The organism is Streptomyces sp. NPDC051133 (assembly GCF_040682635.1).
Lineage (GTDB): Bacteria > Actinomycetota > Actinomycetes > Streptomycetales > Streptomycetaceae > Streptomyces.
Genome location: NZ_JBFBBK010000016.1, coordinates 57403 through 82026 on the forward strand (window position 1 = coordinate 57403; position 24624 = coordinate 82026).

Below are 24624 nucleotides of genomic sequence, written 5' to 3' on the forward strand. Positions count from 1 at the left end.
GCAGTTGGCGCCGCCGGGCACGGCCGGCCTCAGCCCCCCGTCACCCACCGGTACTGCAGCTCCGGCCGTCCCACCGTGCCGTACTGCGGGCTGCGGGCCGCCCGGCCCGCGTCCACCAGGTGTTCCAGGTAGCGGCGCGCGGTGATGCGGGAGATGCCGACCGCCTCGGCGACGCCCGTGGCGGTGAGGCCGTCGGGGCGGTCGCGCAGGGCCACGGTGACCCGCTCCAGGGTCGGCCCGCTCAGCCCCTTGGGCAGCGCCGCCGGTGTCGGCGCCCGCAGCACCGCCAGGGCCCGGTCCACCTCGTCCTGGCCGCTCGCCTCGCCGGCCGCCGCGTGGAACTCGGCGTAGCGGGCCAGGCGGTCCCGGAGCGTGGCGAAGGTGAAGGGCTTCAGGACGTACTGGACGACGCCCAGCGAGACGCCCTCGCGGACCACCGCCAGGTCGCGGGCCGAGGTCACCGCTATCACGTCCGCGTGATGACCGGCCGCACGCAGGGAGCGGGCGAGCTGCAGGCCGTGCACGTCCGGCAGGTGCAGATCGAGCAGCAGGAGATCCACGGGCGTACGGTCCAGGACGCGGCGGGCCTCCGCGCCCGTGTGCGCCTTGCCGACCGCGACGAAGCCGGGCACCCGGCCGACGTACATCACATGGGCGTCCGCGGCGACCGGATCGTCCTCGACGACCAGCACCCGGATCGGTGGGGACCCGGTCATGCCCGGCCGCCCTCCGGCACCCGGGACGCCCTGGGCAACGGCAACCGTGCCTCGAACACCGCTCCGCCCTCGCCATCCTCGTCGGACTCCGCCACCGTCAACGTGCCCTCGTGGCGGGTCACCGCCTGCCGGACCAGGGCCAGTCCGAGCCCCCGCCCGTCCGGCCCGGCCGGCTTCGTCGAGAACCCCCGCTGGAATACCAGGTCGGCATGGCCGGGGTCGACACCGGGGCCCGTGTCGCTCACCCGCAGCACCACCTCGGTGGCGGAGGCGTACGCCGTCACCGTCACCCGGGCCCCGGTACTGCCCTGGGCCGCGTCCACCGCGTTGTCGATCAGGTTGCCGAGGATGGTCACCAGATCGCGCGCGGAGAGGCTGTCCGGCAGCAGGCCGTCGTCCAGACGGCTGTCGTCCGACACCACCAGCTCCACGCCCCGCTCGTTGGCCTGGGCCGTCTTGCCCAGCAGGAGCGCCGCGAGCACCGGCTCGCCGACCGCCGCGACCACCTGGTCGGTCAGCGCCTGGGCCAGCTCCAGTTCCGCCGTGGCGAACTCCACCGCCTCCTCGGCCCGGCCCAGCTCGATCAGCGACACCACCGTGTGCAGCCGGTTGGCCGCCTCGTGCGCCTGGGAGCGCAGGGCCTGGGTGAAGCCCCGCTCCGAGTCCAGCTCGCCCATCAGCGACTGCAGCTCGGTCACGTCCCGGAGGGTGACCACCGTGCCGCGCCGCTCGCCGCCGGACACCGGGGAGGTGTTCACGACCAGCACCCGGGACGCCGTCAGGTGCACCTCGTCCACCCGGGGCTCCGAGGACAGCAGGGCACCGGTCAGCTGGGCCGGAAGTCCCAGGCCGGCGACCGAGCGGCCGACCACCTCCTCCTCGGGGCCCACCCCGAGCAGCTCCCGCCCGCCGTCGTTGATCAGCGCCACCCTGTACTGCCCGTCCAGCATCAGCAGGCCCTCGCGGACCGCGTGCAGCGCCGCCTGGTGGTAGTCGTGCATCCGGCTCAGCTCGCCGGCGTTCATGCCGTGGGTGTGCCGGCGCAGCCGGGCGTTGACGACGTAGGTGCCGACCGCGCCCAGCAGCAGGGTGCCGCCCGCGACCCCGAGCAGGGCCGTGACCTGGTCCTGCACCCGCGCGCTGATCTCCTCCACCTTGATGCCGGCGCTGACCAGGCCGATGACGCGGCCGTTCTCCTCGACCGGGGTCACCGCGCGGACGGAGGCGCCGAGGGTGCCGGTGTAGGTCTCGGTGAAGGTGTGACCGTGCACGGCGGGGCCGATGCGGCCCAGGAAGCGTTTGCCGATCTGCCTGCGGTCGGGGTGGGTCCAGCGGATCCCGTCGGTGTCCATGATCGTGACGAAGTCGACGTCCGCGTCCCGCATGACCTGGAGCGCGTACGGCTCCAGCGCGGCCGTGGGGTCCGGGGTGTGGATCGCCGAGCGGACCGAGGGGGCGTCCGCGATCGAGCGGGCCACCGCGGTGACCTGGCGGACCGCCGCGTCCTCGGCCTGGCTCCGGTCGCTGACGTAGGTGAACAGCGCGTACCCGGCGACGACCAGCGCGATCAGCACGGCCTGCACGGCGAACAGCTGGCCGGCCAGGCTGCGGGGTCGTGGGAGGGACGGAACGCGCATGTCAGCAGTGTGCCTCTCCGGTTAAGCGTGAACTAAATGAACGGAAGGGTGACCGCCCTCACAGGGCGGGAGATAGTCACGGCATTCCCCAGTAACGCCCGGACGTGAGCCGCACGCCGGTGTTCACCGACGAAGACGTCAAGGAGGGCAGTCGTGGCCGCCAGCACTGCCGACACGGCACCTGCCGCACCCCGCGTGAAGCGGGACCGTACCCACTACCTGTACATCGCCGTCATCGGCGCGGTCGCGCTCGGTATCGCCGTCGGCCTCATCTGGCCCGACGCCGCGGTGCAGCTGAAGCCGCTGGGCACCGGGTTCGTGAACCTGATCAAGATGATGATCTCGCCGATCATCTTCTGCACGATCGTGCTCGGGATCGGGTCCGTACGGAAGGCCGCCAAGGTCGGTGCCGTCGGCGGCATCGCCCTCGGCTACTTCGTCGTGATGTCGCTCGTGGCCCTCGGTATCGGGCTCGTCGTCGGCAACGTCCTGCACCCGGGTGACGGGCTGCACGTGACCGAGGCGCTGAAGCAGACCGGTCATGCCCAGGTGGACAGCGAGGCGCTGGGCCCCGTGGACTTCGTGCTGTCGATCATCCCGACCACGTTCGTCGCCGCCTTCACCGGGGACCAGGTCCTCCAGACGCTGCTGGTGGCCCTGCTCGCCGGCTTCGCGCTGCAGGCCATGGGCACGGCGGGCCGGCCGGTACTGCGCGGCATCGAGCACCTCCAGCGGCTCGTCTTCCGCATCCTGGCGATGGTGATGTGGGCCGCGCCGATCGGTGCGTTCGGCGCGATCGCGGCCGTGACCGGTTCGGCCGGCCTGGACGCGCTCAAGAGCCTCGCCGTGCTGATGCTCGGCTTCTACGTCACCTGCGTGCTGTTCGTCTTCGTCGTGCTCGGCGCGGTGCTGCGGATCGTCGCGGGGCTGAACATCTTCTCGCTGTGCAAGTACCTGGCCCGCGAGTTCCTGCTGATCCTGTCCACGTCCTCCTCCGAGTCCGCGCTGCCGCGGCTGATCGCGAAGATGGAGCACCTGGGCATCAGCAAGCCGGTCGTCGGCATCACCGTGCCGACCGGCTACTCCTTCAACCTCGACGGCACGATGATCTACATGACCATGGCGTCGCTGTACATCGCGGACGCGCTGGGGACGCCGATGTCGGTCGGCGAGCAGATTCCGCTGCTGCTGTTCCTGCTGCTGGCGTCCAAGGGCGCGGCGGGGGTCAGCGGGGCCGGGCTCGCCACCCTGGCCGGCGGTCTGCAGTCGCACAAGCCCGCGCTGGTCGACGGGGTCGGGCTGATCGTCGGCATCGACCGGTTCATGAGCGAGGCGCGTGCGCTGACGAACTTCGCGGGGAACGCGGTGGCCACGGTCCTGGTGGGTACGTGGACGAAGGAGATCGACAAGGCCCGCGTGCGGCAGGTGCTGGCCGGCGAGCTGCCGTTCGACGAGACGACGCTGCTGGACGAGAACCAGGGGACGGTGAGCGAGGTCCCCGAGCCTCGGGAAGAGGGGCTGGTGAAGGCCTGATCCGAGGAGAAGAACTCCGGACGTCCGGCTCGGCCTGAACCCGGGCCGGGCGTCCGGGCCCAGGGTCCGGGCGGCCGGGTCTCCCCCGTTCCCCGGCCGTCCGGGCTCTTTCGTCCCCTCACTCGTACGCACTCACCTCGGCCACCAGCGCGGCGGCCGTCGAGGCGGGCACGCCCGCCGCGGTCAGGACCGTGACCGTGGCCGAGCGGCCCGCCTCGTGCGCTGTCAGCAGGCCGTCGTTCACCGCCTCGGTCACCGCGAACAGCATCTGCTCGTGCACGTACGCCAGCGCCGGCGCGGGCAGCGGGGAGGTGAACACGCCCTCGTCCAGGCCGCGCTGCAGCACCCGGACCTTGGCCTCGCGCAGCGGGGCGAGGCGCTCGCGGATGCCCTGCACGGTGACCGTGCGCTGGGCCAGGGCCACCAGCAGACGGTAGCGGTCGGCGATCTGCCAGACGGCGAGCACCGAGCGGGCCACCGACTCCGCCGGGTCCGTCACCCCCGCCCTGGCGCTCGCGTCCGCGTCCGCCAGGGCCGCCACGGCCTCGTCGACGAGGGTGCTGATCAGCGCCTCACGGCTGGGGAAGTGCCCGTACACCGTCCGCCGTACGACGCCCGCGGCGCGCGCGATCTGGTCCATGGACGCGTCGGGATCGCGCAGCAGTTCGGTGAGGGCGACGTCGAGGATGCGGCGCCGGTTGGCGTCGGCGCGGCTGGGGTTACCCGTGGTCATGGCTGTCATTCTGCCTCCCCGGCCCGACTTGCACAGTGCTGTGCAACGGACGTACATTGCACATGGTTGTGCAATTGCACGCCAGTGTGCAATTCAGCCGCACGTTCCCGTCGCGCACCGAGGAAGGCGACCCCTGCCATGCGACTCGTCATGACCGAACCGGTCGAAGGGATGGGCCGGCCCTACGCCCGGCGCTGGTGGGCACTGCTCGTGCTCTGCCTGAGCCTGCTGATCATCGTGATGGCGAACACCGCCCTCACGGTCGCCGCGCCCGACATGACGAAGGACCTCGGGCTCTCCAGTGCCGACCTGCAGTGGGTCATCGACGGCTACACCGTCCCCTACGCGGCGCTGATGCTGCTGCTCGGCGCGATCGGCGACAAGTACAGCCGGCGCGGCGCGCTCGTCCTCGGGCTCGTCGTCTTCGGCGGCGGCGCCGTCTTCGGGTACCTCGCCGACAGCGCGGCGACCGTCATCGCGGCCCGCGCCGTGATGGGCGTCGGCGCGGCGCTGATCATGCCGGCCACCCTCTCCCTGCTCGCCGCGACCTTCCCGCGCGCCGAGCGGGCCAAGGCGATCACGCTGTGGACCGCCACCGCCGGTCTCGCCATCGCCGCCGGGCCGGTGGTCGCCGGCGCTCTGCTGCGCGCTCACGGCTGGTCCTCGACCTTCCTGATCAACGTGCCCATCGCGGCCGTGGCGATCGTCGCCGCCTTCGTCCTCGTACCGCCGTCCAGGGCCGGCCACCATGACCGCATCGACTACGTCGGCGGCCTGCTGTCGGTGATCTGGGCCGGCTCGCTCGTCTACATGATCATCGAGGGGCCGCACTTCGGCTGGGGCGTCAAGGCGGTCACCGCCGCGGTCGTCGCGGGCCTCGGCCTGGTCGCCTTCGTCGGCTGGGAGCTGCGCCACCCTCGCCCGATCCTGGACGTGCGCCGCTTCACCGGCCGCGGCTTCGCCGGCTCCAACCTCGCCGTCGCCCTGTTCTTCCTGGCCGTCTTCGGCGCCTTCTACTACCTCACCCAGCACCTGCAGTTCGTCCTCGGCTACGACGCCCTGCAGACCGGTGTGCGCATGCTGCCGCTGGCCGGCGCCGTCTTCGTCGGCTCGGCCCTGACCGGCTGGCTCACCCCCCGCGTCGGCATGAAGTGGACCGTCAGCGCCGGCATGGTCGGCGGCACCACCGCCCTCGCGCTGCTGACCCGCATCGACGCGGGGTCGGGCTACGGCGACTTCGTCGCCCCCCTGATCATCCTCGGCCTCGCCATCGGCCTCGCCCTCTCGCCCTGCACCGACGCCATCATGGGCGCCTTCCCGGAGTCCGAACTGGGCGTCGGCGGCGCGGTCAACGACACCTCGCTGGAGCTGGGCGGCTCGCTCGGCATCGCGATCCTCGGCTCGCTGCTCGCCACGTCGTACGGCAACCACCTCAACCAGGCCACCGCCGGCAGCAAGCTCCCCGCGAGCGCCCTGGACACCGCGCGGGACTCGGTCGGCGCCGGATACGCCGTCGCCCAGGGCATCGGCGACAAGGCGCACCGGGTGGCCGCGCAGGCGGCGCAGGCCAAGGACCCGCAAGCGGCCGCGCAGCTCAAGCAGCAGGCCGCCGAACTCGCCTCTGGCGCACGGCAGATGGCCGACGCGGTAGGCTCCGCCTTCTCCGACGCGGTCGCGCACACCAGCCTGGTCGGCGCGGTGATCCTCGGCATCGGCACGATCCTGGTCGCCGCCTTGCTGCCACGCCGTGAGGCCGCCGCGGCGGAAGCGGAGGAAGAGGACAAGGTGCTGGTGGGCAGCGCGGCCGACTGACCGCCTCGCACCCGCATCCACTACCGTGCCGTTCCGGATCAACCGGAACGGCACGTTCGTGCGTGGCGTCAGTATGTGTATGTCAGTACGTGTATGGAGGCACGGGGGATGAAGATCGACTGGGACCGGCGGACCTGCGCACGCAAGGGCCATGTGACCTACGCGCCGGACGACCCGCGGCTGCGGCTGCGGCTGCACGCCGACACCGCGCTCGGTGAGGTGTGGCGCTGCCTGCGCTGCGGCGACTTCGCGCTCGGCGAGCCGCACGGCTCGGGCCCGGCCGCGGACGCGCCGCTGGTGGCGCGCGGCAAGGTCCTGCGGGACCTGTTCATCCTGCGCTTTCTGGCCGTCGAGCGTGCGGTGCGCGGTGTGTTCATCGTGCTGGTCGCGGTGGCGGTGTGGAAGTTCAGCAACAGTCAGGACGCGGTGCGCCGGCTCTTCAACGAGAACCTGGACGTCTTCCGCCCGGTCTTCCGGCACTTCCACTACGACCTCGACCACTCACCGGTCGTCGGCTCCATCCAGAAGGCCTTCGGCTACAAGCACCACACGCTCCTGCTGGTGGCGGCGCTCCTGCTCGCCTACGCCCTGGTCGAGCTGATCGAGGCGGTCGGCCTCTGGTACGCCAAGCGCTGGGCCGAGTACCTGACGGTCGTCGCGACGGCCGCCTTCCTCCCGCTGGAGATCTACGAGCTCACCGAGAAGGTCAGCTACCTGAAGATCGCCACCCTGGTCCTCAACATCCTCGCCGTCCTCTACATCGCCGTCGCCAAGCGCCTGTTCGGCCTGCGCGGCGGCCGCAAGGCCTTCGAGGAGGAGCGGCACAGCGCCTCCCTGATGGAGGTGGAGGAGTCGGCGGGGCTGACCGTCTGAGCCGCGCCGGAGCCGAGGACGACCGCCGCTCTCCCGGGCTCCGTGGGGGCCCGGCCGCCGGTCATGGCCCCAGGCAGGCCGGCCGGGCCCGGGAGGGAGCGGGCCGCCCGCCCGGACGCACTCGCCGGCATCGCCTCCCCGCACGCCACCGCGGCGCGGAGTGCCGGTCGTCCGCCGAGGCCCTCGGCGGACTCCGCCGCCGAGCGGCGTTCGGGCTACGCGGCCCGCGCGGCCTCGGACAGCCGCGCCCGTTCCTCCTCCGTCAGGTGCAGGTCGGCCGCACCCGCCGAGTCCCGGATCGTCTCCGGGCGGCTCGCGCCCGGGATCGGGAGCACCGTCGGGGAGAGCGTCAGCAGCCAGGCCAGGCAGACCTGCTGGGGGCTCACCCCGCGCTCCCGCGCCACCTCGTGAAAGGCGGCGAACCGGTCGTCGCGGCCCAGCGCCGACGGCCCGTCCAGGGAACTGCGGGAGATGCCGCCGAGCGGGCTCCAGGGCAGGAAGGCCAGGCCCAGCTCCGCGCACAGCCGCAGCTCGGGGTCGCTGTCGCGGACCTCGGGGGAGTAGCGGTTCTGGACCGACACCAGCCGCTCGCCGAGGACGGCGCGGGCCCGGCGGATCTGGTCCGTGTCCACGTTGGACAGGCCCGCCAGGCGGATCTTGCCCTCGTCCAGCAGGTCGCGCAGCGCACCCACGGACTCCTCGAAGGGGACGGCGGGGTCGGGCTTGTGCAGCTGGTAAAGGCCGATCGCCTCGACACCGAGCCGCTTCAGGGAGGCCTCCGCGGCGGCCTTCAGGTGCCGGGGTGTGCCCGTCACCGTCCAGTCGGCGCCGGCCGGCCGGCCCCGGCCGCCCTTGGTGGTCACGAGCACGGCGTCGGTGTCGCCGCCGTAGCCGGCCAGGGCGCGGGCGACGAGGAGTTCGTTGTGGCCGGGGTCCTCGCCCGGAAGGTGGTAGGAGTCGGCCGTGTCCAGCAGGGTCACGCCGGCGTCCAGCGCCGCGTGCACCGTGGCCAGGGCGCGTGCCTCGTCCGGGCGGCCCTCGATGGACAGCGGCATGGCGCCGAGTCCGACCGCGCTCACCTTCATTCCGCCCAGGGTGCGGTACCGCATGTCAGACGTCCTTTCCGAGGGTCTCGGCGACGGCCGTCGGCAGCCACTGCCCGACCTCGCCGAAGGAGAAACCGAGCCTCGCGGCACGGGAGTTGTCCATGGGATAGCGGCGGCGGAAGGCGAACGGGGAGACCTCGTCCGACTCGGTCACCTCGAACACCGCCTTCCCCCCGGGGAAGTGCGCCGCCACCGCCGCGCACAGCTCGTCCAGGGTCAGCAGGCCGTGGGAGGCGGCGTTCACCGGGCCGGTGAAGTCCTCGCCCGCCGCCCAGCAGAGGAGGTCCGCGATCTCCTCGACGTGGATGTACGTCGCCGGGTGCACCGACGGCGGTACGGCGATGGGGGAGCCGGTGCGGATGCGGTCGGCGTAGTGGCCGAGACGGCCGGTGAAGTCGTCCTCGCCGCCCAGGACATGGGCCACCCGCACGGACGCGAACGGCAGTTCCGGGCCGCCGGCCGAGAACACCGCCTCCGCCTGCCGCTTGCCCTCGCCGTAGTGCTCCTCGAGGAACTCCGCGTCGTGCCACGGCAGTTCCAGGTCCACGGCGACCGCGCCCGGCTCCACGGCGCTCTCCGTGACGAGCGCCGCGGAGTGCTCGCGCTCGTACACCTCCACCGTCGAGGTCATCACATAGCGGCCGGTGCGCCCCGCGAAGACGCGCCGGGCGAGCGCCGCCTGGCGCGGGGTGTAGCAGACCTGGTCGAGGACCACGTCGAACGCGCGGGTGCCGATCGCCTCGGCCAGGGCCGTGCCGTCGTTCCGGTCGCCGATCGCGTGCACCGCGCCCGGCGGCGGCGGGGACGAACCCCGGTTCAGCACCGTGACCCGGTCACCTGCCGCCAGCAGCCGGTCGATCACCCGCTTGCCGACGTAGCGGTTGCCGCCGATGACCAGTACCTCTCGCGCTTTTGTCATGACCATAATTCTCCGGTCCGGACAGGGCGCTCTGAAGGGGGAGACATGGGAGATGGCACCACCGCACCGAAAGAAGCACGGCATCTGCGGTCCGTCGCCGACGAAACGCCGGTGGCGTTCGACGGGGTGGACCGGGAGATCCTCCGGCTGCTGCAGACCGACGGCCGGATCAAGCTGAGCGAGCTGGGCCGCCGGGTCAGCCTCAGCCCCGCCGCCGTGGCCGAGCGGGTGCGCCGGCTGGAGGCGGCCGGTGTCGTCGAGGGGTACGGCGCCAGGGTCGCGCCCGCCCGGCTCGGCTACGGCATCCAGGCGTTCATCCGGGTCAACCCGCACGGCGGCTACACCCTCAAGCACCCGCGGACCCTGGAACTGATCGGCCGCCCGGAGATCACCGAGGTGCACCACGTGGTCGGCGAGGACTGCTGGATCCTCAAGGTCGCCGTCACCGGCACCGGGCACCTGGAGGAGATCCTGGAGCAGACCTCCGCGCTCGGCCGGACCACGACGTCGATCGTGCTGTCCTCGCCCGTGCGCAGCACCCCGCTGCTGCCGGCGGACTTGCGTTGACGCCGACGTCAACGCCTACGGTCGGGACCATGCGAATCGGCGAGCTGGCCGCACGGGCCGGGACCACCACCCGCACCCTGCGCTACTACGAGGCACGGGGGCTGCTGCCCGCCCGGCGCGACGACAAGGGACACCGCGCCTACGACGAGGGCGACCTGAGGCTGCTGCGGCAGATCCGGACGCTGCAGGACTTCGGGTTCGACCTGGAGGAGACGCGGCCGTTCGTGGAGTGCCTGCGTGCCGGGCACCCGGAGGGCGACTCCTGCCCGGCCTCGCTCGTGGTCTACCGCCGCAAGCTGGCGGAGCTGGACGCGCTCATCGGGGAGCTGTCGAAGGTGCGGGAGACGGTCGCCGGGCAGCTGGAGCGGGCCGAGCGGGCCCGGGACGAGCTGGCCGCCGACGCGCTGGTTCCGGGGGGTCCGGAACCCGTGTGCGAACTGGGAGGGCCTGCACGATGAGCTTGGTGAGCGGACTGGCCGAGGTGACCGACACCGACTTCGGGACGGAGGTGCTCGGCGCGGACCGTCCGGTGCTGGTGCAGTTCACGGCCGACTGGTGCGGTCCGTGCCGGCAGCTGGCGCCGGTGCTGAAGGACATCGCCGCCGAGGAGGCGGACCGGCTGAAGATCGTCCAGCTGGACGTGGACCGCAACCCGGGGACGACGGTCGCCTACGGCGTGCTGTCGACGCCCACCCTGATGGTCTTCCGGGACGGCGAGCCGGTGCGGTCCATGGTGGGGGCGCGGCCCAAGCGCCGGCTGCTTCAGGAGCTGGCCGACGTGCTGTAAATCCGCGCGCTGCACGAAGAAATCCCCCGGGCAATTGCGCCCGGGGGATTTCTCTGCGTATATTGAGTGGTTCGCGACTTCATTTTTGACACGTCGCGGAGAAGTTCACTGAACGAAGTATATCCGGGCGGGAGCGGAATTGTCAAACAGGCATGTGGCGAACACCGAATATCCGGGCGATGAATTGCGGAACGAGCAGGAATTCATCGACGGACTCTACGCGCGCGTGGACGTCCTGCGCGGCGAGACCGAGGCCTCGGTCTCGGACGCGCTCGCCCAGGGCGACAAGCCCATGCAGGCCCGGCTGGAGAGGGACATCCTGGTCGCCGAGCGCTCGGGGCTGCTCGCCGCGCTGAACGCCGTCGACGGCTCGCTCTGCTTCGGCCGTATCGACCTGGCCGACGGCATCAGCCACCACATCGGCCGGATCGGGCTGCGCGAGGAGGACACCGAGCGCACCCCGATCCTCATCGACTGGCGGGCCGACGTCGCCCGCCCCTTCTACCTGGCCACCGGGTACACCCCGATGGGCCTGCGGCGCCGCCGGCACATCGGCACCGACGGCCGGACGGTGACCTCCCTGCACGACGAGATCCTGGACCTCGGCGACGCCACCCGCACCGGGTACGAGGACCACAACGGCGACGCCGTGCTGCTGGCCGCGCTGAACTCGGCGCGCACCGGGCGGATGAGCGACATCGTGCAGACCATCCAGGCCGAGCAGGACGAGATCATCCGGGCGCCGCACCGCGGCGTACTCGTCGTCGAGGGCGGTCCCGGCACCGGCAAGACCGCCGTCGCCCTGCACCGGGCGGCCTACCTGCTCTACGAGCACCGCGAGCTGCTGGCCCGCCGGGCCGTGCTCATCGTCGGCCCGAACCCGGCCTTCCTCGGCTACATCGGCGAGGTGCTGCCCTCGCTCGGCGAGACCGGAGTGCTGCTGGCCACGGTCGGCGAGCTGTTCCCCGGCGTGCGGGCGACCGCCACGGACACCCCGGAGGCCGCCGCGGTGAAGGGCCGCGCCGGCATGGCCGACGTCCTCGCCGCCGTCGTACGCGACCGGCAGGCCCTGCCCGACCCGGTCATCGCGATCGAGCACGACCGCGAGGTGCTCATGCTCGACGAAGGCCTGGCCGGCGTCGCCCGCGAGCGCACCCGGGCCGCCAAGCTGCCGCACAACGCGGCCCGCGAGTACTTCGAGGGCCACATCCTCAACACGCTCACCGAGCTGTACGCCGAACGCGTGGGCACCGACCCGTACGACGGCAGCAGCCTGCTCGACGCCTCCGACATCACCCAGATCCGCGACGAGATCGCCGAGAACCCCGAGGTCTGGGCCGCGATCGACCAGCTGTGGCCCCGGATCACCCCGCGGCGGCTGGTCGCCGACTTCCTCGCGGAGCCCGACGGCTACCTGCCGAAGGAGGACGCCGACGCGATCCGCCGCCCGGTGACCCGCGCCTGGACCGTCGCCGACGTGCCGCTCCTCGACGAGGCGGCCGAACTCCTCGGCGAGGACGACCGGCAGGCACGCGCCCGCGCCGAGCGGGAACGCGAGACCCAGGTCGCCTACGCGCAGGGCGTCCTGGACGTCTCCTACGCCTCCCGGACGTACGAGTTCGAGGACAAGGAGGACGGTGACCCCGACGCCTCCGAGGTCCTCTCCGCCCACGACATCATCGACGCCGAGCGGTTCGCCGAGCGGCACGAGGAGGCCGACCACCGCAGCGCCGCCGAGCGGGCCGCGGCCGACCGGACCTGGGCGTTCGGGCACATCATCGTGGACGAGGCGCAGGAGCTGTCGCCGATGGCCTGGCGGCTGCTGATGCGGCGCAGCCCGACCCGCTCCATGACCCTGGTCGGAGACCCGGTGCAGACCGCGGAGGCGGCCGGGGTGGGCTCCTGGGCGGACATCCTCACCCCCTACGTCGAGGACCGCTGGGAGCACACCCGCCTCGGGGTCAACTACCGCACCCCGTCCGAGATCATGGACCTGGCCGCGGCCGTGGTCCGCGCCGAGCACCCGGACTTCCGGCCGCCCGGCTCGGTCCGCTCGACCGGGGAACGGCCCTGGGTACGGCAGGCCGTCGGCGACCTGCCCGGCGCCGTCGCCGAGGCGGTCGCCGAACTCACCCCGGCCGAGGGCCGCCTGGCGGTCATCGCCCCGCGCGATCTGCACCGCTCGCTGGCCGCCCGGCTGGACGGGGTCACGGCGGGCGCCGAGCCCGACCTCACCCGGTCCGTCGTCCTGCTCGACCCGCGCCAGTCCAAGGGCCTGGAGTTCGACTCGGTCCTGGTGGTGGAACCGGCCCGCTACGGCACGAGCGACCTGTACGTGGCGCTGACCCGGGCGACGCAGCGGCTGGGGGTGCTGTACACCGGCGAGCTGCCCCGGGCACTGGCCGGGACGGCCGCGTAACCGCCGCTCCCGCGGGGCGCGCCGCTCCGGCGCGCCCCGCCTCGGAGCCTCAGGCCGGCCGCAGCCACAGCGTGGCCAGCGGTGGCAGCGTCAGCCTGATGCTCGCCGGACGGCCGTGGGCGCCCTGGGGCTCGGGTTTCACCGCGTCCGGGTTGGTGACGTCTCCGCCCCCGTAGGCCGCCGCGTCGGTGTTCAGCACCTCCAGCCAGGCCGGGACGTCGTCCGGAACCCCGAGCCGGTAGTCGTGGCGGACCACCGGGGCCAGGTGGGAGACCGCGAGGAGCGGGGTGCCGTCGGCGTCGAGGCGCAGGAACGCGAAGACGTTGTCGTCCGCGGCGTCCCCGGCGATCCACTGGAAGCCCGACGGATCGGTGTCCCGCTGCCACAGCGCCGGGGTCGCCCGGTACAGCGCGTTCAGGTCCCGTACGAGATCCCGTACGCCCCGGTGCTCGGCCTCGGCGCCGTACGACGGGTCGAGCAGCCACCAGTCGGGTCCGTGCGCCTCGGACCACTCGGCGCCCTGGGCGAACTCCTGGCCCATGAAGAGCAGCTGCTTGCCCGGGTGGCCCCACATGTAGCCCAGGTAGGCGCGGTGGTTCGCGCGCCGCTGCCACCAGTCGCCCGGCATCTTCGACACCAGGGACCGCTTGCCGTGGACCACCTCGTCGTGCGAGATCGGCAGGACGTAGTTCTCGCTGTAGGCGTACACCATGGAGAACGTCATCTCGCCGTGGTGGAACTTGCGGTGCACGGGCTCGTGGCTCATGTACTGCAGCGAGTCGTGCATCCAGCCCATGTTCCACTTCAGGCCGAACCCCAGGCCGCCGAAGCCGCTCGGGCCCCTGTGGTCGGTGGGCCGCGTGACACCGTCCCACGCGGTGGACTCCTCGGCGATGGTGACCACGCCCGGGCAGCGCCGGTAGACGGTGGCGTTCATCTCCTGCAGGAAGGCCACCGCGTCCAGGTTCTCCCGGCCGCCGTGCTCGTTCGGCGACCACTGGCCCGGCTCGCGCGAGTAGTCCAGGTAGAGCATGGAGGCGACGGCGTCCACCCGCAGCCCGTCGATGTGGAACTCCTCGCACCAGTACACGGCGTTCGCCACCAGGAAGTTGCGCACCTCCCGGCGGCCGAAGTCGAACTCCAGCGTGCCCCAGTCGGGGTGCGCGGCACGCAGCGGGTCGTGGTGCTCGTACAGCGGGCGCCCGTCGAACTCGGCCAGCGCCCACTCGTCGCGCGGGAAGTGGGCCGGCACCCAGTCCATCAGCACCCCGATCCCGGCCTGGTGCAGCCGGTCCACCAGGTACTTGAAGTCGTCCGGGGTGCCCAGACGGGCCGTCGGGGCGTAGAAGCCGGTGACCTGGTAGCCCCACGAGCCGCCGAAGGGATGCTCCGCGACCGGCATCAGCTCGACGTGCGTGAAGCCCATCTCGGTGACGTAGGCGGGAAGTTGGTCGGCCAGCTGGCGATAGGTCAGGCCCGGGCGCCAGGACGGCAGGTGGACCTCGTAGACGGACAGGGGCGCCTCGTGCACCGGGGTGTCGGCCCGGTGGGCCATCCACTGCGCGTCGCCCCAGTCGTGGTGCGAGGTGTGCACGATCGACGACGTGGCGGGCGGGGTCTCGGTGCGGCGGGCCAGCGGGTCGGCACGCAGGGAACGCGAGCCGTCCGGGCGGGTGATCTCGAACTTGTACAGCTCGCCCTCGCCGATCCCCGGCACGAACAGCTCCCACACCCCGGAGGAACCGAGCGAGCGCATCGGGAACCCGCTGCCGTCCCAGAAGTTGAAGCCGCCCGTGACCCGTACGCCCCGCGCGTTCGGCGCCCACACCGCGAACCGGGTGCCGGACACGCCCTGCACGGTCGTGACGTGCGCGCCGAGCGCCCGCCACAGCTGCTCGTGCCGGCCTTCGCCGATCAGATGCAGGTCCAGCTCGCCGAGCGTGGGCAGGAAGCGGTAGGCGTCCTCGGTCTCGCGCTCGGTGCCGTCGTAGCGCACCAGCAGCCGGTAGACGGGGACCTCGGCGAGCGGGAGCAGCCCGGAGAAGAAGCCGTCGCCGTCGTCGTGCAGCTCCGCGCGCAGCTCACCGCAGACCACGGTGACCGCCTGCGCGTACGGGCGGAAGGCGCGGAAGGCGACCCCGCCCGGGACCGGGTGGGCGCCCAGCACGGAGTGCGGATCGTGGTGGGTGCCGTGCCGCAGCCGCTCGCGGTCGTCCGCGTCGACGGCGGGGGAGACCGCGATCTCCAGGGCGGGCGGCGCCGGCTGCGGCGGTACCTGCGGCGCCGGGGTCTCCCTGACCCTCTTCCTCGCGGGCTTGGCCGCAGCGGACTTGTTCTTCGAGGTTGCTGACTTCTTGGACGTCACGAGCGAGTCTCCCGGGCGAGGTCAGATCGGATCGGACGTGGCGAGGCGGCGGACCGCCGACAGCGGTACGGGGAGCCAGTCGGGCCGGTGCCGGGCCTCGTAGACCACCTCGTAGACCGCCTTGTCGGTCTCGTAGGCCCGCAGCAGCACCGGATCGGTGCGCGGGTCGCGGCCGGCCACCTCCGCGTATCCGGAGCAGTAGGCGGCCCGGCAGGCCCGCGCCCAGTCCGGGGCGGGCGGGGACGCCGAGTGGGCGGCGTAGTCGAAGGAGCGGAGCATCCCCGCGACGTCCCGTACCGGCGGCTGCGGCATGCGCCGCTCGGCCAGCGGCCGGGCCGGCTCGCCCTCGAAGTCGATCAGCGACCACGCGCCGGACGGCGAGCGCAGGCACTGACCGAGGTGCAGATCGCCGTGCACCCGCTGGGCGGTCCAGGTGCGGCCCTCGGCGGCCAGATCGGCGAGCGCGGTGTAGGCCGAGCGCAGCCCGGTCTCGTACGGCCGCAGGGCGGGCACCGCCTGGACGGCCGCCTCCAGCCGCTCGGTCATGCCGTCGACCAGCGAGCCCAGCTGCACATGGCCGAGAGTGACCGTCGGCAGGGCACGGGCGAGGGCGGTGTGCACCTCGGCGGTGGCCCGGCCCAGCGCCCGCGCCTCGGCGACGAAGTCCTCGCCCTTGGCCAGCTCGCGCAGCGCCAGCTCCCAGCCGTCGCCCGCGCCGTTCACGAACGGCTGCAGGACGCCCAGCACGGACGACTCGCCGTCCAGCTCCGCGCGGAGCCAGGCCGTCGGCGCGGGCACCCGGGGGCAGCCCTCCCGGGCCAGGGCGAGGGGTATCTCCAGATCGGGATTGACGCCGGGCACCACCCGGCGCAGCAACTTCAGGATGAACGTATCGCCATAGATGACCGACGAGTTGGACTGCTCCGCGGTCAGCGGCCGGGCCACGAGACCCTCGCGGATCTCCTGCTGCGCGTCCCGCTCGAAACGCAGCCCGCCGATGCGCGCCCGGGTGCGCAGGGCCTCCAGGAGCACCTCGGCGGGCCGGGCGTCGTACAGGGCCTCGTACACCGTGCGTCCGGCGAGCGGCCCCTCGTCCGGATGTCCGATGAGCGCGGGCGCCAGCCGGGGCGGCAGCGCCTCGCGCACGCCTATGAGGAGCTGGTAGCAGTCGCCCGGGTGCGGTTCGGCGCCGAGCGCGGACGGCTGGTGGACGCGCAGCAGCAGGTGGTACAGGCCCAGCCGCCCGTCGGGCGGCAGCAGTTCGGTGAGGGCCACCGGGGTGAGGCCGGTGACCGGGCGCCCCTTGCCCGCGAACCAGCGCTGCCTCGGCAGCCACGCGCGCAACAGGGGGTCCAGCGAGGCGAGAAGGGAGCGGGTGGTGCCGGAAGAGGTGACCGTGTCCGCCATGGACGTCACGTCCTTTCCCCGGAGCGCGAGGGGGTGTCACTTTTGCGTGCCCCGGGTGGGGCGGTGGAAACGCTCCACCGCCCCACCCGGCCGGACTACGCCTCCCGGCGCAGCCGGAACCAGTAGAAGCCGTGCCCCGCGAGGGTGAGCAGGTACGGCAGCTCGCCGATCGCCGGGAAGCGGACCCCGCCGAACAGCTCGACCGGGTGCCGCCCGCCGAACCGGCTCAGGTCCAGCTCCGTGGGCTGGGCGAAGCGCGAGAAGTTGTGGACGCACAGCACGAGGTCGTCCTCCCCCTCCTTCGACAGGGGAGCCTCGCGCAGGAAGGCGAGCACCGCCGGGTTCGACGACGGCAGCTCGGTGTAGGACCCCAGTCCGAAGGCAGGATTCTGCTTGCGGATCTCGATCATGCGGCGCGTCCAGTGCAGCAGGCTGGACGGGGAGGACATGGAGGCCTCGACGTTGGTGACCTGGTAGCCGTAGACCGGGTCCATGATCGTGGGCAGGAAGAGGCGTCCGGGATCGCTGGACGAGAATCCCGCGTTGCGGTCGGGCGTCCACTGCATCGGCGTGCGCACCGCGTCGCGGTCGCCGAGCCAGATGTTGTCGCCCATGCCGATCTCGTCGCCGTAGTAGAGGATCGGTGAGCCGGGCAGGGAGAGCAGCAGGGCGGTGAACAGCTCGATCTGGTTGCGGTCGTTGTCGAGCAGGGGCGCGAGGCGGCGGCGGATGCCGATGTTGGCGCGCATCCGCGGGTCCTTCGCGTACTCGGCCCACATGTAGTCGCGCTCTTCGTCGGTGACCATCTCCAGGGTCAGCTCGTCGTGGTTGCGCAGGAAGATCCCCCACTGGCAGCCGGCCGGGATGGCCGGTGTCTTGGCCAGGATCTCCGAGACCGGGTAGCGGGATTCCCGGCGTACGGCCATGAAGATGCGCGGCATCACGGGGAAGTGGAACGCCATGTGGCACTCGTCGCCGCCGGAGGCGTAGTCGCCGAAGTAGTCGACGACGTCCTCCGGCCACTGGTTGGCCTCCGCCAGCAGCACGGTGTCGGGGTACTGGGCGTCGATCTCCTTGCGCACCCGCTTGAGGAACTCGTGGGTCGCCGGCAGGTTCTCGCAGTTGGTGCCCTCCTGCTGGTACAGGTACGGCACCGCGTCCAGGCGGAACCCGTCGATGCCGAGATCCAGCCAGAACTTCAGCGCGGAGATCATCTCCTCCTGCACCGCCGGGTTCTCGTAGTTGAGGTCCGGCTGGTGCGAGAAGAAGCGGTGCCAGTAGTACTGCTTGCGTACGGGGTCGTACGTCCAGTTGGACGCCTCGGTGTCGACGAAGATGATGCGGGCGTCCTGGAACTGCTTGTCGTCGTCGGCCCAGACGTAGTAGTCACCGTACGGACCGTCCGGATCGCGCCTCGACTCCTGGAACCACGGGTGCTGGTCGCTGGTGTGGTTCATGACGAAGTCGATGATCACGCGCATGCCGCGCTGGTGGGCGGCGTCCACGAACTCCACGAAGTCGGCGAGGTCGCCGAACTCCGGGAGGACAGCGGTGTAGTCGGAGACGTCGTACCCGCCGTCCCGCAGCGGTGACTTGAAGAACGGCGGCAGCCACAGACAGTCCACGCCGAGCCATTGCAGGTAGTCGAGCTTGGCGGTGAGGCCCTTCAGGTCGCCGACGCCGTCGCCGTTGCTGTCCTGGAAGGAGCGGACGAGCACCTCGTAGAAGACGGCGCGTTTGAACCACTCGGGGTCCCGGTCCTTGGCGGGCGTGTCCTCGAAGGTGTCCGGAACGGGCTCATTGACGATCATATTGTGGGTGACCCTCCGATCTGCGGGTTGGACGGTCGCAGGACGGTGAAGACATGCGCGGGCCTATGGCCCGGTTCGAGGCGCACATAGTTGGCCCTGCCCCAGTGGTAGGTCTCGCCGGTGAGCTCGTCGCGCACCGGCACGGACTCGTGCCAGTCCAGGCCGAGTTGCGGCATGTCCAACGAGACCGTTGCCTCCTGGGTGTGGTGGGGGTCGAGGTTGGCGACGACCAGAACCGTGTTCGATCCGCTCCGCTTCGAGTAGGCGATCACCGCGTCCTGGTCGGCGTGGTGGAAGTGGAGATCCCGCAGCTGCCGCAGGGCGGGGCTGCGCCGCCTGATCTCGTTGAGGCGGGTGATGAGGGGCGCGATGGTGAGCCCTTCCCGTTCCGCCTTCTGCCAGTCGCGTGGCTTGAGTTGGTACTTCTCGGAGTCGAGGTACTCCTCGCCGCCCTCCCGGAGGGGGGTGTTCTCGCACAGTTCGTAGCCGCTGTAGATGCCCCAGGCGGGGGAGAGGGTCGCGGCCAGCACCGCGCGGACCTCGAAGGCGGGCCGGCCGCCGTGCTGGAGGTAGGCGTGCAGGATGTCGGGGGTGTTGGCGAAGAAGTTCGGCCGCATCCAGGCCGCCGCCTCACCCGTCAGCTCGCTGAGGTACTCCGTCAGCTCCTGCTTGGTGTTGCGCCAGGTGAAGTACGTGTACGACTGCTGGAAACCGATCTGGGCGAGGGTGTGCATCATCGCCGGCCGGGTGAACGCCTCCGCCAGGAAGATCACGTCCGGGTCCTTGCGGTTGATCTCGGCGATCACCCGCTCCCAGAACACGACCGGTTTGGTGTGCGGGTTGTCGACCCGGAAGATCCGCACCCCGTGCCGCATCCAGTGCCGCAGCACGCGGACGGTCTCCGCGACCAGCCCGTCCATGTCGGCGTCGAAGGCGATCGGGTAGATGTCCTGGTACTTCTTCGGCGGGTTCTCCGCGTAGGCGATCGTCCCGTCCGGGCGGTGGTGGAACCACTCCGGGTGCTTGTGCACCCACGGATGGTCCGGGGAGCACTGCAGCGCGAAGTCGAGCGCCACCTCCAGGCCCAGCCCGCGGGCCTCGGCGACGAAGAAGTCGAAGTCCTCCAGGGTGCCCAGGCCGGGGTGGACGGCGTCGTGGCCGCCCTCGGGCGAGCCGATCGCCCAGGGCACGCCCACGTCGTGCGGGCCGGGGGTGAGGGTGTTGTTGCGGCCCTTGCGGAACGTCGTGCCGATGGGGTGGACGGGGGGCAGGTAGACGACGTCGAAGCCCATGGCGGCGATCGGCTCCAGCCGGCGGGCCGCGGTGCGGAAGGTGCCGTGCGGCTGCTCGGCGGTGCCCTCGGAGCGGGGGAAGAACTCGTACCAGGAGCCGTACAGGGCCCGTTCGCGCTCCACCAGCAGCGGCATCGGATCGGAGGCGGTGACCAGCTCCCGCAGCGGATACCGCGCCAGGACCGACTCCACCTCCGGGGCCAGCGCCGCGGCGAGCCGCCAGGCCGCCGGGCGGTTCTCGTCGCGCAGGGCCGCCACCGCGTCCAGCACGAGCTTGCGGTCCGCGTCCGGCACCCCGGCGGCGGCGCGCTCGTACAGCCGGGCGCCCTCCTCCAGGACGAGGCCGGTGTCGATGCCCGCCGGGATCTTGATCCCCGCGGTGTGCCGCCAGGTCCCGAGCGGGTCCGACCAGGCCTCCACCGTGTAGGTCCAGCGGCCGGGTTCGCCCGCGGTGACGGTGGCGCCCCAGCGGTCGGTGCCCGGGGCCAGCTCCCGCATCGGCGTCCAGGGGCCGGCCCGGCCCGCCGGGTCCCGCAGGACCACGTTCGCCGCCACGGCGTCGTGCCCCTCCCGGAACACGGTGGCCGACACCTCGAACGACTCACCGGCCACGGATTTGGCGGGTTTGCGCCCGTGCTGCACCACGGGACGTACGTCGAGGACGGGAATGCGGCCGAGGGTGGTCTCCCCGGACGCGGGAGGGGGTTCGGCCGAGCCGCGGGCGACGGCGGCCGGCGGGGCCTTCCTGCCCGTGGTCTTCTTTCCTGCTGCCTTGGCCTTGCTGTCGGTCGGTGGTGCTGACGAGTGGTGCGTGGCGGGCATGACCGCTCCTGTCCGCGTCAACGAGGGTGTGGGCGGATGGATATGGGGAGGTGGGTCCTGCGGCGGTGCTGTGGGACGCCTGTGGGGTGCGTACCGGTGGAGCCTTCCCATCCTCTTCGGGTGGGCAATCCGGCACTTTGTTAACTACTCACGCGTATGTCTACACACAAGACCGGCCCCTTTCCACGGGTTCCCGGTCATCGCCTCTTGACGCCCCGACACCCGCCCCGACACCCCCGCGGACAGGTCCCCACCGACCCCCCGGTAACCACTACCGTCGAAGGTGACGACGAGACGTACAGCGCCGTACGTCTCACCACGCAACGCGCCGCCGAGGTGGAATGTGAAGGCGATCCGTCGGTTCACCGTCCGTCCCGTTCTCCCCGACCCCCTCCGGCCGCTGAGCGACCTGGCGCGCAATCTGCGCTGGTCGTGGCATGCGGAAACGCGCGACCTGTTCCAGTCCGTCGACCCCGAGGCCTGGGCCGCCGCCGAGCGCGACCCGGTGCGGCTGCTGGGCAGCGTGCGGCCGGCCCGGCTGGCCGAGCTGGCCGGGGACCGGCGGTTCCTGCGCCGGCTCACCGCGGCCGCCGACGACCTCGACGACTATCTGACCGGCGACCGCTGGTACCAGACACAATCCGACGGCCTGCCCGCCGCCGTCGCCTACTTCTCCCCGGAGTTCGGCATCACGGCCGCGCTGCCCCAGTACTCCGGCGGCCTCGGCATCCTGGCCGGCGACCATCTCAAGGCGGCCAGCGACCTCGGCGTACCGCTGATCGGGGTCGGGCTGCTCTACCGGCACGGGTACTTCCGGCAGACCCTGTCCCGGGACGGCTGGCAGCAGGAGCACTATCCGGTGCTCGACCCCAACGAACTTCCCGTCACCCAGCTGAAGGAGGCCGACGGCACCCCCGCGCGGGTCTCCCTCGCACTGCCCGGCGGCCGGGCGCTGCACGCGCGGATCTGGCTGGCACAGGTGGGCCGGGTGCCGCTGCTGATGCTGGACTCCGACGTGGAGGAGAACGACCAGGGCGAACGCGGGGTGACCGACCGGCTCTACGGCGGTGGCGGCGAGCACCGGCTGCTCCAGGAGATGCTGCTCGGCATAGGGGGTGTGCGCGCGGTGCGGACGTACTGCCGGCTCACCGGGCACCCGGAGCCGGAGGTGTTCCACACCAACGAGGGCCACGCGGGCTTCCTGGGCCTGGAGCGGATCGCCGAACTGTGCGCGGAGGGACTGGACTTCGACTCGGCCCTGGAGGCGGTGCGCGGCGGCACGGTCTTCACCACCCACACGCCCGTCCCCGCCGGCATCGACCGCTTCGACCGGGAGCTGGTCGCCCGGCACTTCGGCCCCGACGCCGAGCTTCCCGGCATCGAGGTGCAGCGGATCCTGGCCCTCGGCATGGAGACGTACCCGGGCGGCGAGCCGAACCTGTTCAACATGGCCGTGATGGGGCTGCGGCTCGCCCAGCGGGCCAACGGGGTGTCGCTGCTGCACGGGCAGGTCAGCCGGGAGATGTTCGCGGGCCTGTGGCCGGGATTCGACCCCGACGAGGTGCCGATCACCTCCGTCACCAACGGAGTCCACGCGCCCACCTGGGTGGCCCCGGAGGTGCTGCGGCTCGGCGCCCGGCAGATCGGCGCCCAGCGGACCGAGGACGCGCTCACCGTCGGCGGCTCCGAGCGCTGGGACTCCGTCGCGGAGATCCCGGACGAGGAGGTCTGGGAGCTGCGCCGGGCCCTGCGCGAACAGCTGGTGCTGGAGGTACGTGAGCGGCTGCGGGCGTCATGGCGGCAACGCGGCGCCGGGAACGCCGAGTTGGGATGGATCGAGGGCGTCCTGGACCCCGACGTCCTGACGATCGGCTTCGCGCGCCGGGTCCCGTCGTACAAGCGCCTGACCCTGATGCTGCGCGACCGTGACCGCCTGATGGAGCTCATGCTGCACCCGGAGCGGCCGATCCAGATCGTCGTCGCGGGCAAGGCGCACCCGGCGGACGACGGCGGCAAGCGGCTCGTCCAGGAACTGGTCCGCTTCGCCGACGACCCGCGCGTGCGCCATCGCATCGTCTTCCTCCCCGACTACGGCATGGGGATGGCGCAGAAGCTCTACCCGGGCTGTGACGTCTGGCTGAACAACCCCCTGCGCCCCCTGGAGGCGTGCGGCACCTCCGGCATGAAGGCGGCCCTCAACGGCTGCCTGAACCTCTCCGTCCTGGACGGCTGGTGGGACGAATGGTTCCGGCCCGACTTCGGCTGGGCCGTGCCGACCGCCGACGGCGTCGGCACCGACCCCGACCGCCGCGACGACATCGAGGCCGCTGCCCTGTACGACCTGCTGGAGCAGCGGATCACCCCCCGCTTCTACGAACGCGGACGCGCCGGCCTGCCCGACCGCTGGATCGAGATGGTCCGCCAGACCCTCACCCTGCTCGGCCCGAAGGTGCTGGCCGGCCGCATGGTCCGGGAGTACGTGGACCGCCTCTACACCCCGGCCGCGCAGACGCATCGCGCGCTGACCCCGGACACCGCCCGGGACCTCGCGCGGTGGAAGGCCCGGGTACGGTCCGCCTGGTCCGGGGTGAGCGTCGACCACGTAGAGACGACCGCGACGACGGCCACGGCGGAACTGGGCACGACCGTCGGGCTCCGGGTCCGGGTCGGCCTGGGCGACCTGCTCCCCGACGACGTCGAGGTCCAGGCGGTCTCCGGCCGGGTGGACGCGGAGGACCGCATCACGGACGCGACGGTGGTCCCCCTGAAGCCGACGGGCACCCCCGACCTGGAGGGCCGCCTGCTGTACGAGGGCCCCCTCTCCCTGGACCGCACCGGCCCCTACGGCTACACGATCCGCATCCTCCCCACCCACCGCCTCCTCGCGTCGAGCGCGGAGATGGGCCTGATGACGATCCCGCCACAGGAGGTGGTGGAGGGGGCGGGGGTGTTGTTGCGGTGAGGGGAGACGTGTCCGATTGCCCGGGTCTCACATGGCATCACGCAGCCGTCGTGCGATGGCGATGTCCCGCGGCAGTGCGCTGAGCCGGGGTGGTTCCCGGCCGGCGTCCAGGACGACGGCATGCAGTTCGTCTCCGACGCGGGGCGGTGCGATGTTCTGGTCCCACCAAGAGGGGTGCTTGGCCTGATCGATGAAACCGGTCTCGCCGTCCGTCTCCACCGCTGCGCCCACCGATGCCACCGCGACCACGGTCACGTCGAGTTCCTGATGGTCGTGGAACGGAATGGCGGTCCTCCCGGTCGCCGCAGGTGTCAGGCCTCTGTCAGGTCTGCGCACAGGCGGCGCAGGACGGTGCCGCAGCGGTGGGCGTAGGCGTGCTGGAGGGCCCGGGTCGCCGGGCCGCCCGCCTTCGCGTACCACTTGGCCGGCCTGCTGAAGGCCGCGATCGTCAGCCACACCGTGCCGTCGCCCGTGCGGTCGACCACGAAGGCCTCCTCACCGCATTCGGGGTGGCCCTCCAGGGTGCCGTAGGCCCAGCCGGCACGGCGGGGCTCCTCGGTCGACCAGATGACGCGGCAGGGGGCCTTGATCAGCGCGGCCAGGGTGACCGTGACGTCGACGCCGGGGGCCGCGCGGTCGGCGGTCGCGTCGATGCCCACGCCCAGCTCGCGGTGCATCTCCCAGGTGAGGACCGCCTCGGCGGCCCGCTGGAAGACCTTCTCGCCCTCGCCGAGGCGGGTGCGGACGAGCAGGGGGCGGAAGCCGGGCGGGCAGTACGTCAGGTCGTCGCGGGTCGCGCCGACCGGCTCGTAGGTGAAGGACGCCGAGGACATGGGTCACAAGAGTAGGGCGGCACCCGGGGT

19 protein-coding genes are annotated in these 24624 nt (G+C 72.1%); 8 read left to right on the top strand and 11 right to left on the bottom strand.

The window, feature by feature from the left end; translation table 11 throughout:
- Positions 1–29: 29 nt before the first annotated feature.
- Positions 30–716, bottom strand: coding sequence for a response regulator (locus AB0N17_RS18265; RefSeq protein WP_366012354.1), 687 nt, complete (start codon positions 714–716; stop codon positions 30–32).
- Entirely contained in the window at positions 713–2353 is a 1641-nt protein-coding gene (locus AB0N17_RS18270) for a sensor histidine kinase (RefSeq protein WP_366012355.1), read from the bottom strand. Before AB0N17_RS18270 ends, AB0N17_RS18265 begins: the two co-directional genes overlap by 4 nt.
- Positions 2354–2506: 153 nt before the next feature.
- Between AB0N17_RS18270 and AB0N17_RS18275 the strand changes: the two genes are divergently transcribed.
- Positions 2507–3886, top strand: coding sequence for a cation:dicarboxylase symporter family transporter (locus AB0N17_RS18275; RefSeq protein ID WP_366012356.1), 1380 nt, complete (start codon positions 2507–2509; stop codon positions 3884–3886).
- A 118-nt stretch (positions 3887–4004) separates the two neighbouring features.
- On the opposite strand, the gene AB0N17_RS18280 is transcribed toward AB0N17_RS18275, so the two are convergent.
- Positions 4005–4628, bottom strand: coding sequence for a TetR/AcrR family transcriptional regulator (locus AB0N17_RS18280; RefSeq protein WP_366012357.1), 624 nt, complete (start codon positions 4626–4628; stop codon positions 4005–4007).
- Between the two features lie 129 nt (positions 4629–4757).
- On the opposite strand from AB0N17_RS18280, the gene AB0N17_RS18285 reads away from it, so the two are divergent.
- On the top strand, positions 4758–6431 hold the full coding sequence (locus AB0N17_RS18285) for an MFS transporter (protein WP_366012358.1): 1674 nt from the start codon (positions 4758–4760) through the stop codon (positions 6429–6431).
- A 108-nt stretch (positions 6432–6539) separates the two neighbouring features.
- Complete coding sequence (locus tag AB0N17_RS18290; RefSeq protein WP_366012359.1) at positions 6540–7304, top strand: DUF2127 domain-containing protein; 765 nt, start codon at positions 6540–6542, stop codon at positions 7302–7304.
- A 215-nt stretch (positions 7305–7519) separates the two neighbouring features.
- On the opposite strand, the gene AB0N17_RS18295 is transcribed toward AB0N17_RS18290, so the two are convergent.
- Positions 7520–8413 carry an aldo/keto reductase gene (locus AB0N17_RS18295; protein ID WP_366012360.1) on the bottom strand — a complete coding sequence of 298 codons (894 nt, stop codon included), beginning with the start codon at positions 8411–8413 and terminating at the stop codon, positions 7520–7522.
- Position 8414: 1 nt separating this feature from the next.
- The gene (locus AB0N17_RS18300) at positions 8415–9329 is read right to left on the bottom strand and encodes an NAD-dependent epimerase/dehydratase family protein (RefSeq protein WP_366012361.1); all 915 of its coding nucleotides are present in this window, start codon (positions 9327–9329) and stop codon (positions 8415–8417) included.
- A 111-nt stretch (positions 9330–9440) separates the two neighbouring features.
- On the opposite strand from AB0N17_RS18300, the gene AB0N17_RS18305 reads away from it, so the two are divergent.
- From AB0N17_RS18305 to AB0N17_RS18320, 4 genes are all read left to right on the top strand, one after another.
- Complete coding sequence (locus AB0N17_RS18305; protein ID WP_366012461.1) at positions 9441–9896, top strand: Lrp/AsnC family transcriptional regulator; 456 nt, start codon at positions 9441–9443, stop codon at positions 9894–9896.
- A gap of 29 nt (positions 9897–9925) precedes the next feature.
- Entirely contained in the window at positions 9926–10354 is a 429-nt protein-coding gene (locus AB0N17_RS18310) for a MerR family transcriptional regulator (protein WP_366012362.1), read from the top strand.
- Positions 10351–10683, top strand: a complete 333-nt coding sequence (gene trxA / locus AB0N17_RS18315; RefSeq protein ID WP_366012363.1) for a thioredoxin — start codon at positions 10351–10353, stop codon at positions 10681–10683. The genes AB0N17_RS18310 and trxA overlap by 4 nt, the downstream gene beginning before the upstream one ends.
- A 154-nt stretch (positions 10684–10837) precedes the next feature.
- Complete coding sequence (locus AB0N17_RS18320; protein WP_366012365.1) at positions 10838–13102, top strand: UvrD-helicase domain-containing protein; 2265 nt, start codon at positions 10838–10840, stop codon at positions 13100–13102.
- Between the two features lie 49 nt (positions 13103–13151).
- On the opposite strand, the gene glgB is transcribed toward AB0N17_RS18320, so the two are convergent.
- The 4 genes from glgB to AB0N17_RS18340 all read right to left on the bottom strand — a co-directional run bounded on the left by glgB (position 13152) and on the right by AB0N17_RS18340 (position 20799).
- Positions 13152–15467 carry a 1,4-alpha-glucan branching enzyme gene (glgB, locus tag AB0N17_RS18325; protein ID WP_366012366.1) on the bottom strand — a complete coding sequence of 772 codons (2316 nt, stop codon included), beginning with the start codon at positions 15465–15467 and terminating at the stop codon, positions 13152–13154.
- 21 nt (positions 15468–15488) lie between these two features.
- Positions 15489–16874, bottom strand: a complete 1386-nt coding sequence (locus AB0N17_RS18330) for a maltokinase (protein ID WP_366012367.1) — start codon at positions 16872–16874, stop codon at positions 15489–15491.
- 95 nt (positions 16875–16969) lie between these two features.
- Entirely contained in the window at positions 16970–18685 is a 1716-nt protein-coding gene (gene treS, locus AB0N17_RS18335) for a maltose alpha-D-glucosyltransferase (RefSeq protein ID WP_366012368.1), read from the bottom strand.
- Positions 18682–20799, bottom strand: coding sequence for an alpha-1,4-glucan--maltose-1-phosphate maltosyltransferase (locus AB0N17_RS18340; RefSeq protein ID WP_366012370.1), 2118 nt, complete (start codon positions 20797–20799; stop codon positions 18682–18684). Before AB0N17_RS18340 ends, treS begins: the two co-directional genes overlap by 4 nt.
- 343 nt (positions 20800–21142) lie before the next feature.
- On the opposite strand from AB0N17_RS18340, the gene AB0N17_RS18345 reads away from it, so the two are divergent.
- A complete protein-coding gene (locus AB0N17_RS18345; RefSeq protein ID WP_366012371.1) occupies positions 21143–23761 on the top strand; it encodes a glycosyltransferase family 1 protein in 2619 nt (872 codons plus the stop codon).
- Positions 23762–23788: 27 nt separating this feature from the next.
- Here AB0N17_RS18345 and AB0N17_RS18350 read toward each other — a convergent pair whose 3' ends face one another.
- Both AB0N17_RS18350 and AB0N17_RS18355 read right to left on the bottom strand, forming a co-directional pair.
- Positions 23789–24016: a hypothetical protein gene (locus AB0N17_RS18350; RefSeq protein WP_366012372.1), complete on the bottom strand. Its 228-nt coding sequence runs from the start codon at positions 24014–24016 to the stop codon at positions 23789–23791.
- Positions 24017–24072: 56 nt separating this feature from the next.
- Positions 24073–24594: a DUF1990 domain-containing protein gene (locus tag AB0N17_RS18355; protein ID WP_366012373.1), complete on the bottom strand. Its 522-nt coding sequence runs from the start codon at positions 24592–24594 to the stop codon at positions 24073–24075.
- Positions 24595–24624: the final 30 nt, after the last annotated feature.

Coding starts and splice junctions, on each gene's coding strand:
- AB0N17_RS18265 (WP_366012354.1), bottom strand. CDS start 716: ATGACCGGGTCCCCACCGATCCGGGTGCTGGTCGTCGAGGACGATCCG.
- AB0N17_RS18270 (WP_366012355.1), bottom strand. CDS start 2,353: ATGCGCGTTCCGTCCCTCCCACGACCCCGCAGCCTGGCCGGCCAGCTG.
- AB0N17_RS18280 (WP_366012357.1), bottom strand. CDS start 4,628: ATGACAGCCATGACCACGGGTAACCCCAGCCGCGCCGACGCCAACCGG.
- AB0N17_RS18285 (WP_366012358.1), top strand. CDS start 4,758: ATGCGACTCGTCATGACCGAACCGGTCGAAGGGATGGGCCGGCCCTAC.
- AB0N17_RS18290 (WP_366012359.1), top strand. CDS start 6,540: ATGAAGATCGACTGGGACCGGCGGACCTGCGCACGCAAGGGCCATGTG.
- AB0N17_RS18295 (WP_366012360.1), bottom strand. CDS start 8,413: ATGCGGTACCGCACCCTGGGCGGAATGAAGGTGAGCGCGGTCGGACTC.
- AB0N17_RS18300 (WP_366012361.1), bottom strand. CDS start 9,329: ATGACAAAAGCGCGAGAGGTACTGGTCATCGGCGGCAACCGCTACGTC.
- AB0N17_RS18310 (WP_366012362.1), top strand. CDS start 9,926: ATGCGAATCGGCGAGCTGGCCGCACGGGCCGGGACCACCACCCGCACC.
- trxA (WP_366012363.1), top strand. CDS start 10,351: ATGAGCTTGGTGAGCGGACTGGCCGAGGTGACCGACACCGACTTCGGG.
- AB0N17_RS18330 (WP_366012367.1), bottom strand. CDS start 16,874: ATGGCGGACACGGTCACCTCTTCCGGCACCACCCGCTCCCTTCTCGCC.
- treS (WP_366012368.1), bottom strand. CDS start 18,685: ATGATCGTCAATGAGCCCGTTCCGGACACCTTCGAGGACACGCCCGCC.
- AB0N17_RS18340 (WP_366012370.1), bottom strand. CDS start 20,799: ATGCCCGCCACGCACCACTCGTCAGCACCACCGACCGACAGCAAGGCC.
- AB0N17_RS18355 (WP_366012373.1), bottom strand. CDS start 24,594: ATGTCCTCGGCGTCCTTCACCTACGAGCCGGTCGGCGCGACCCGCGAC.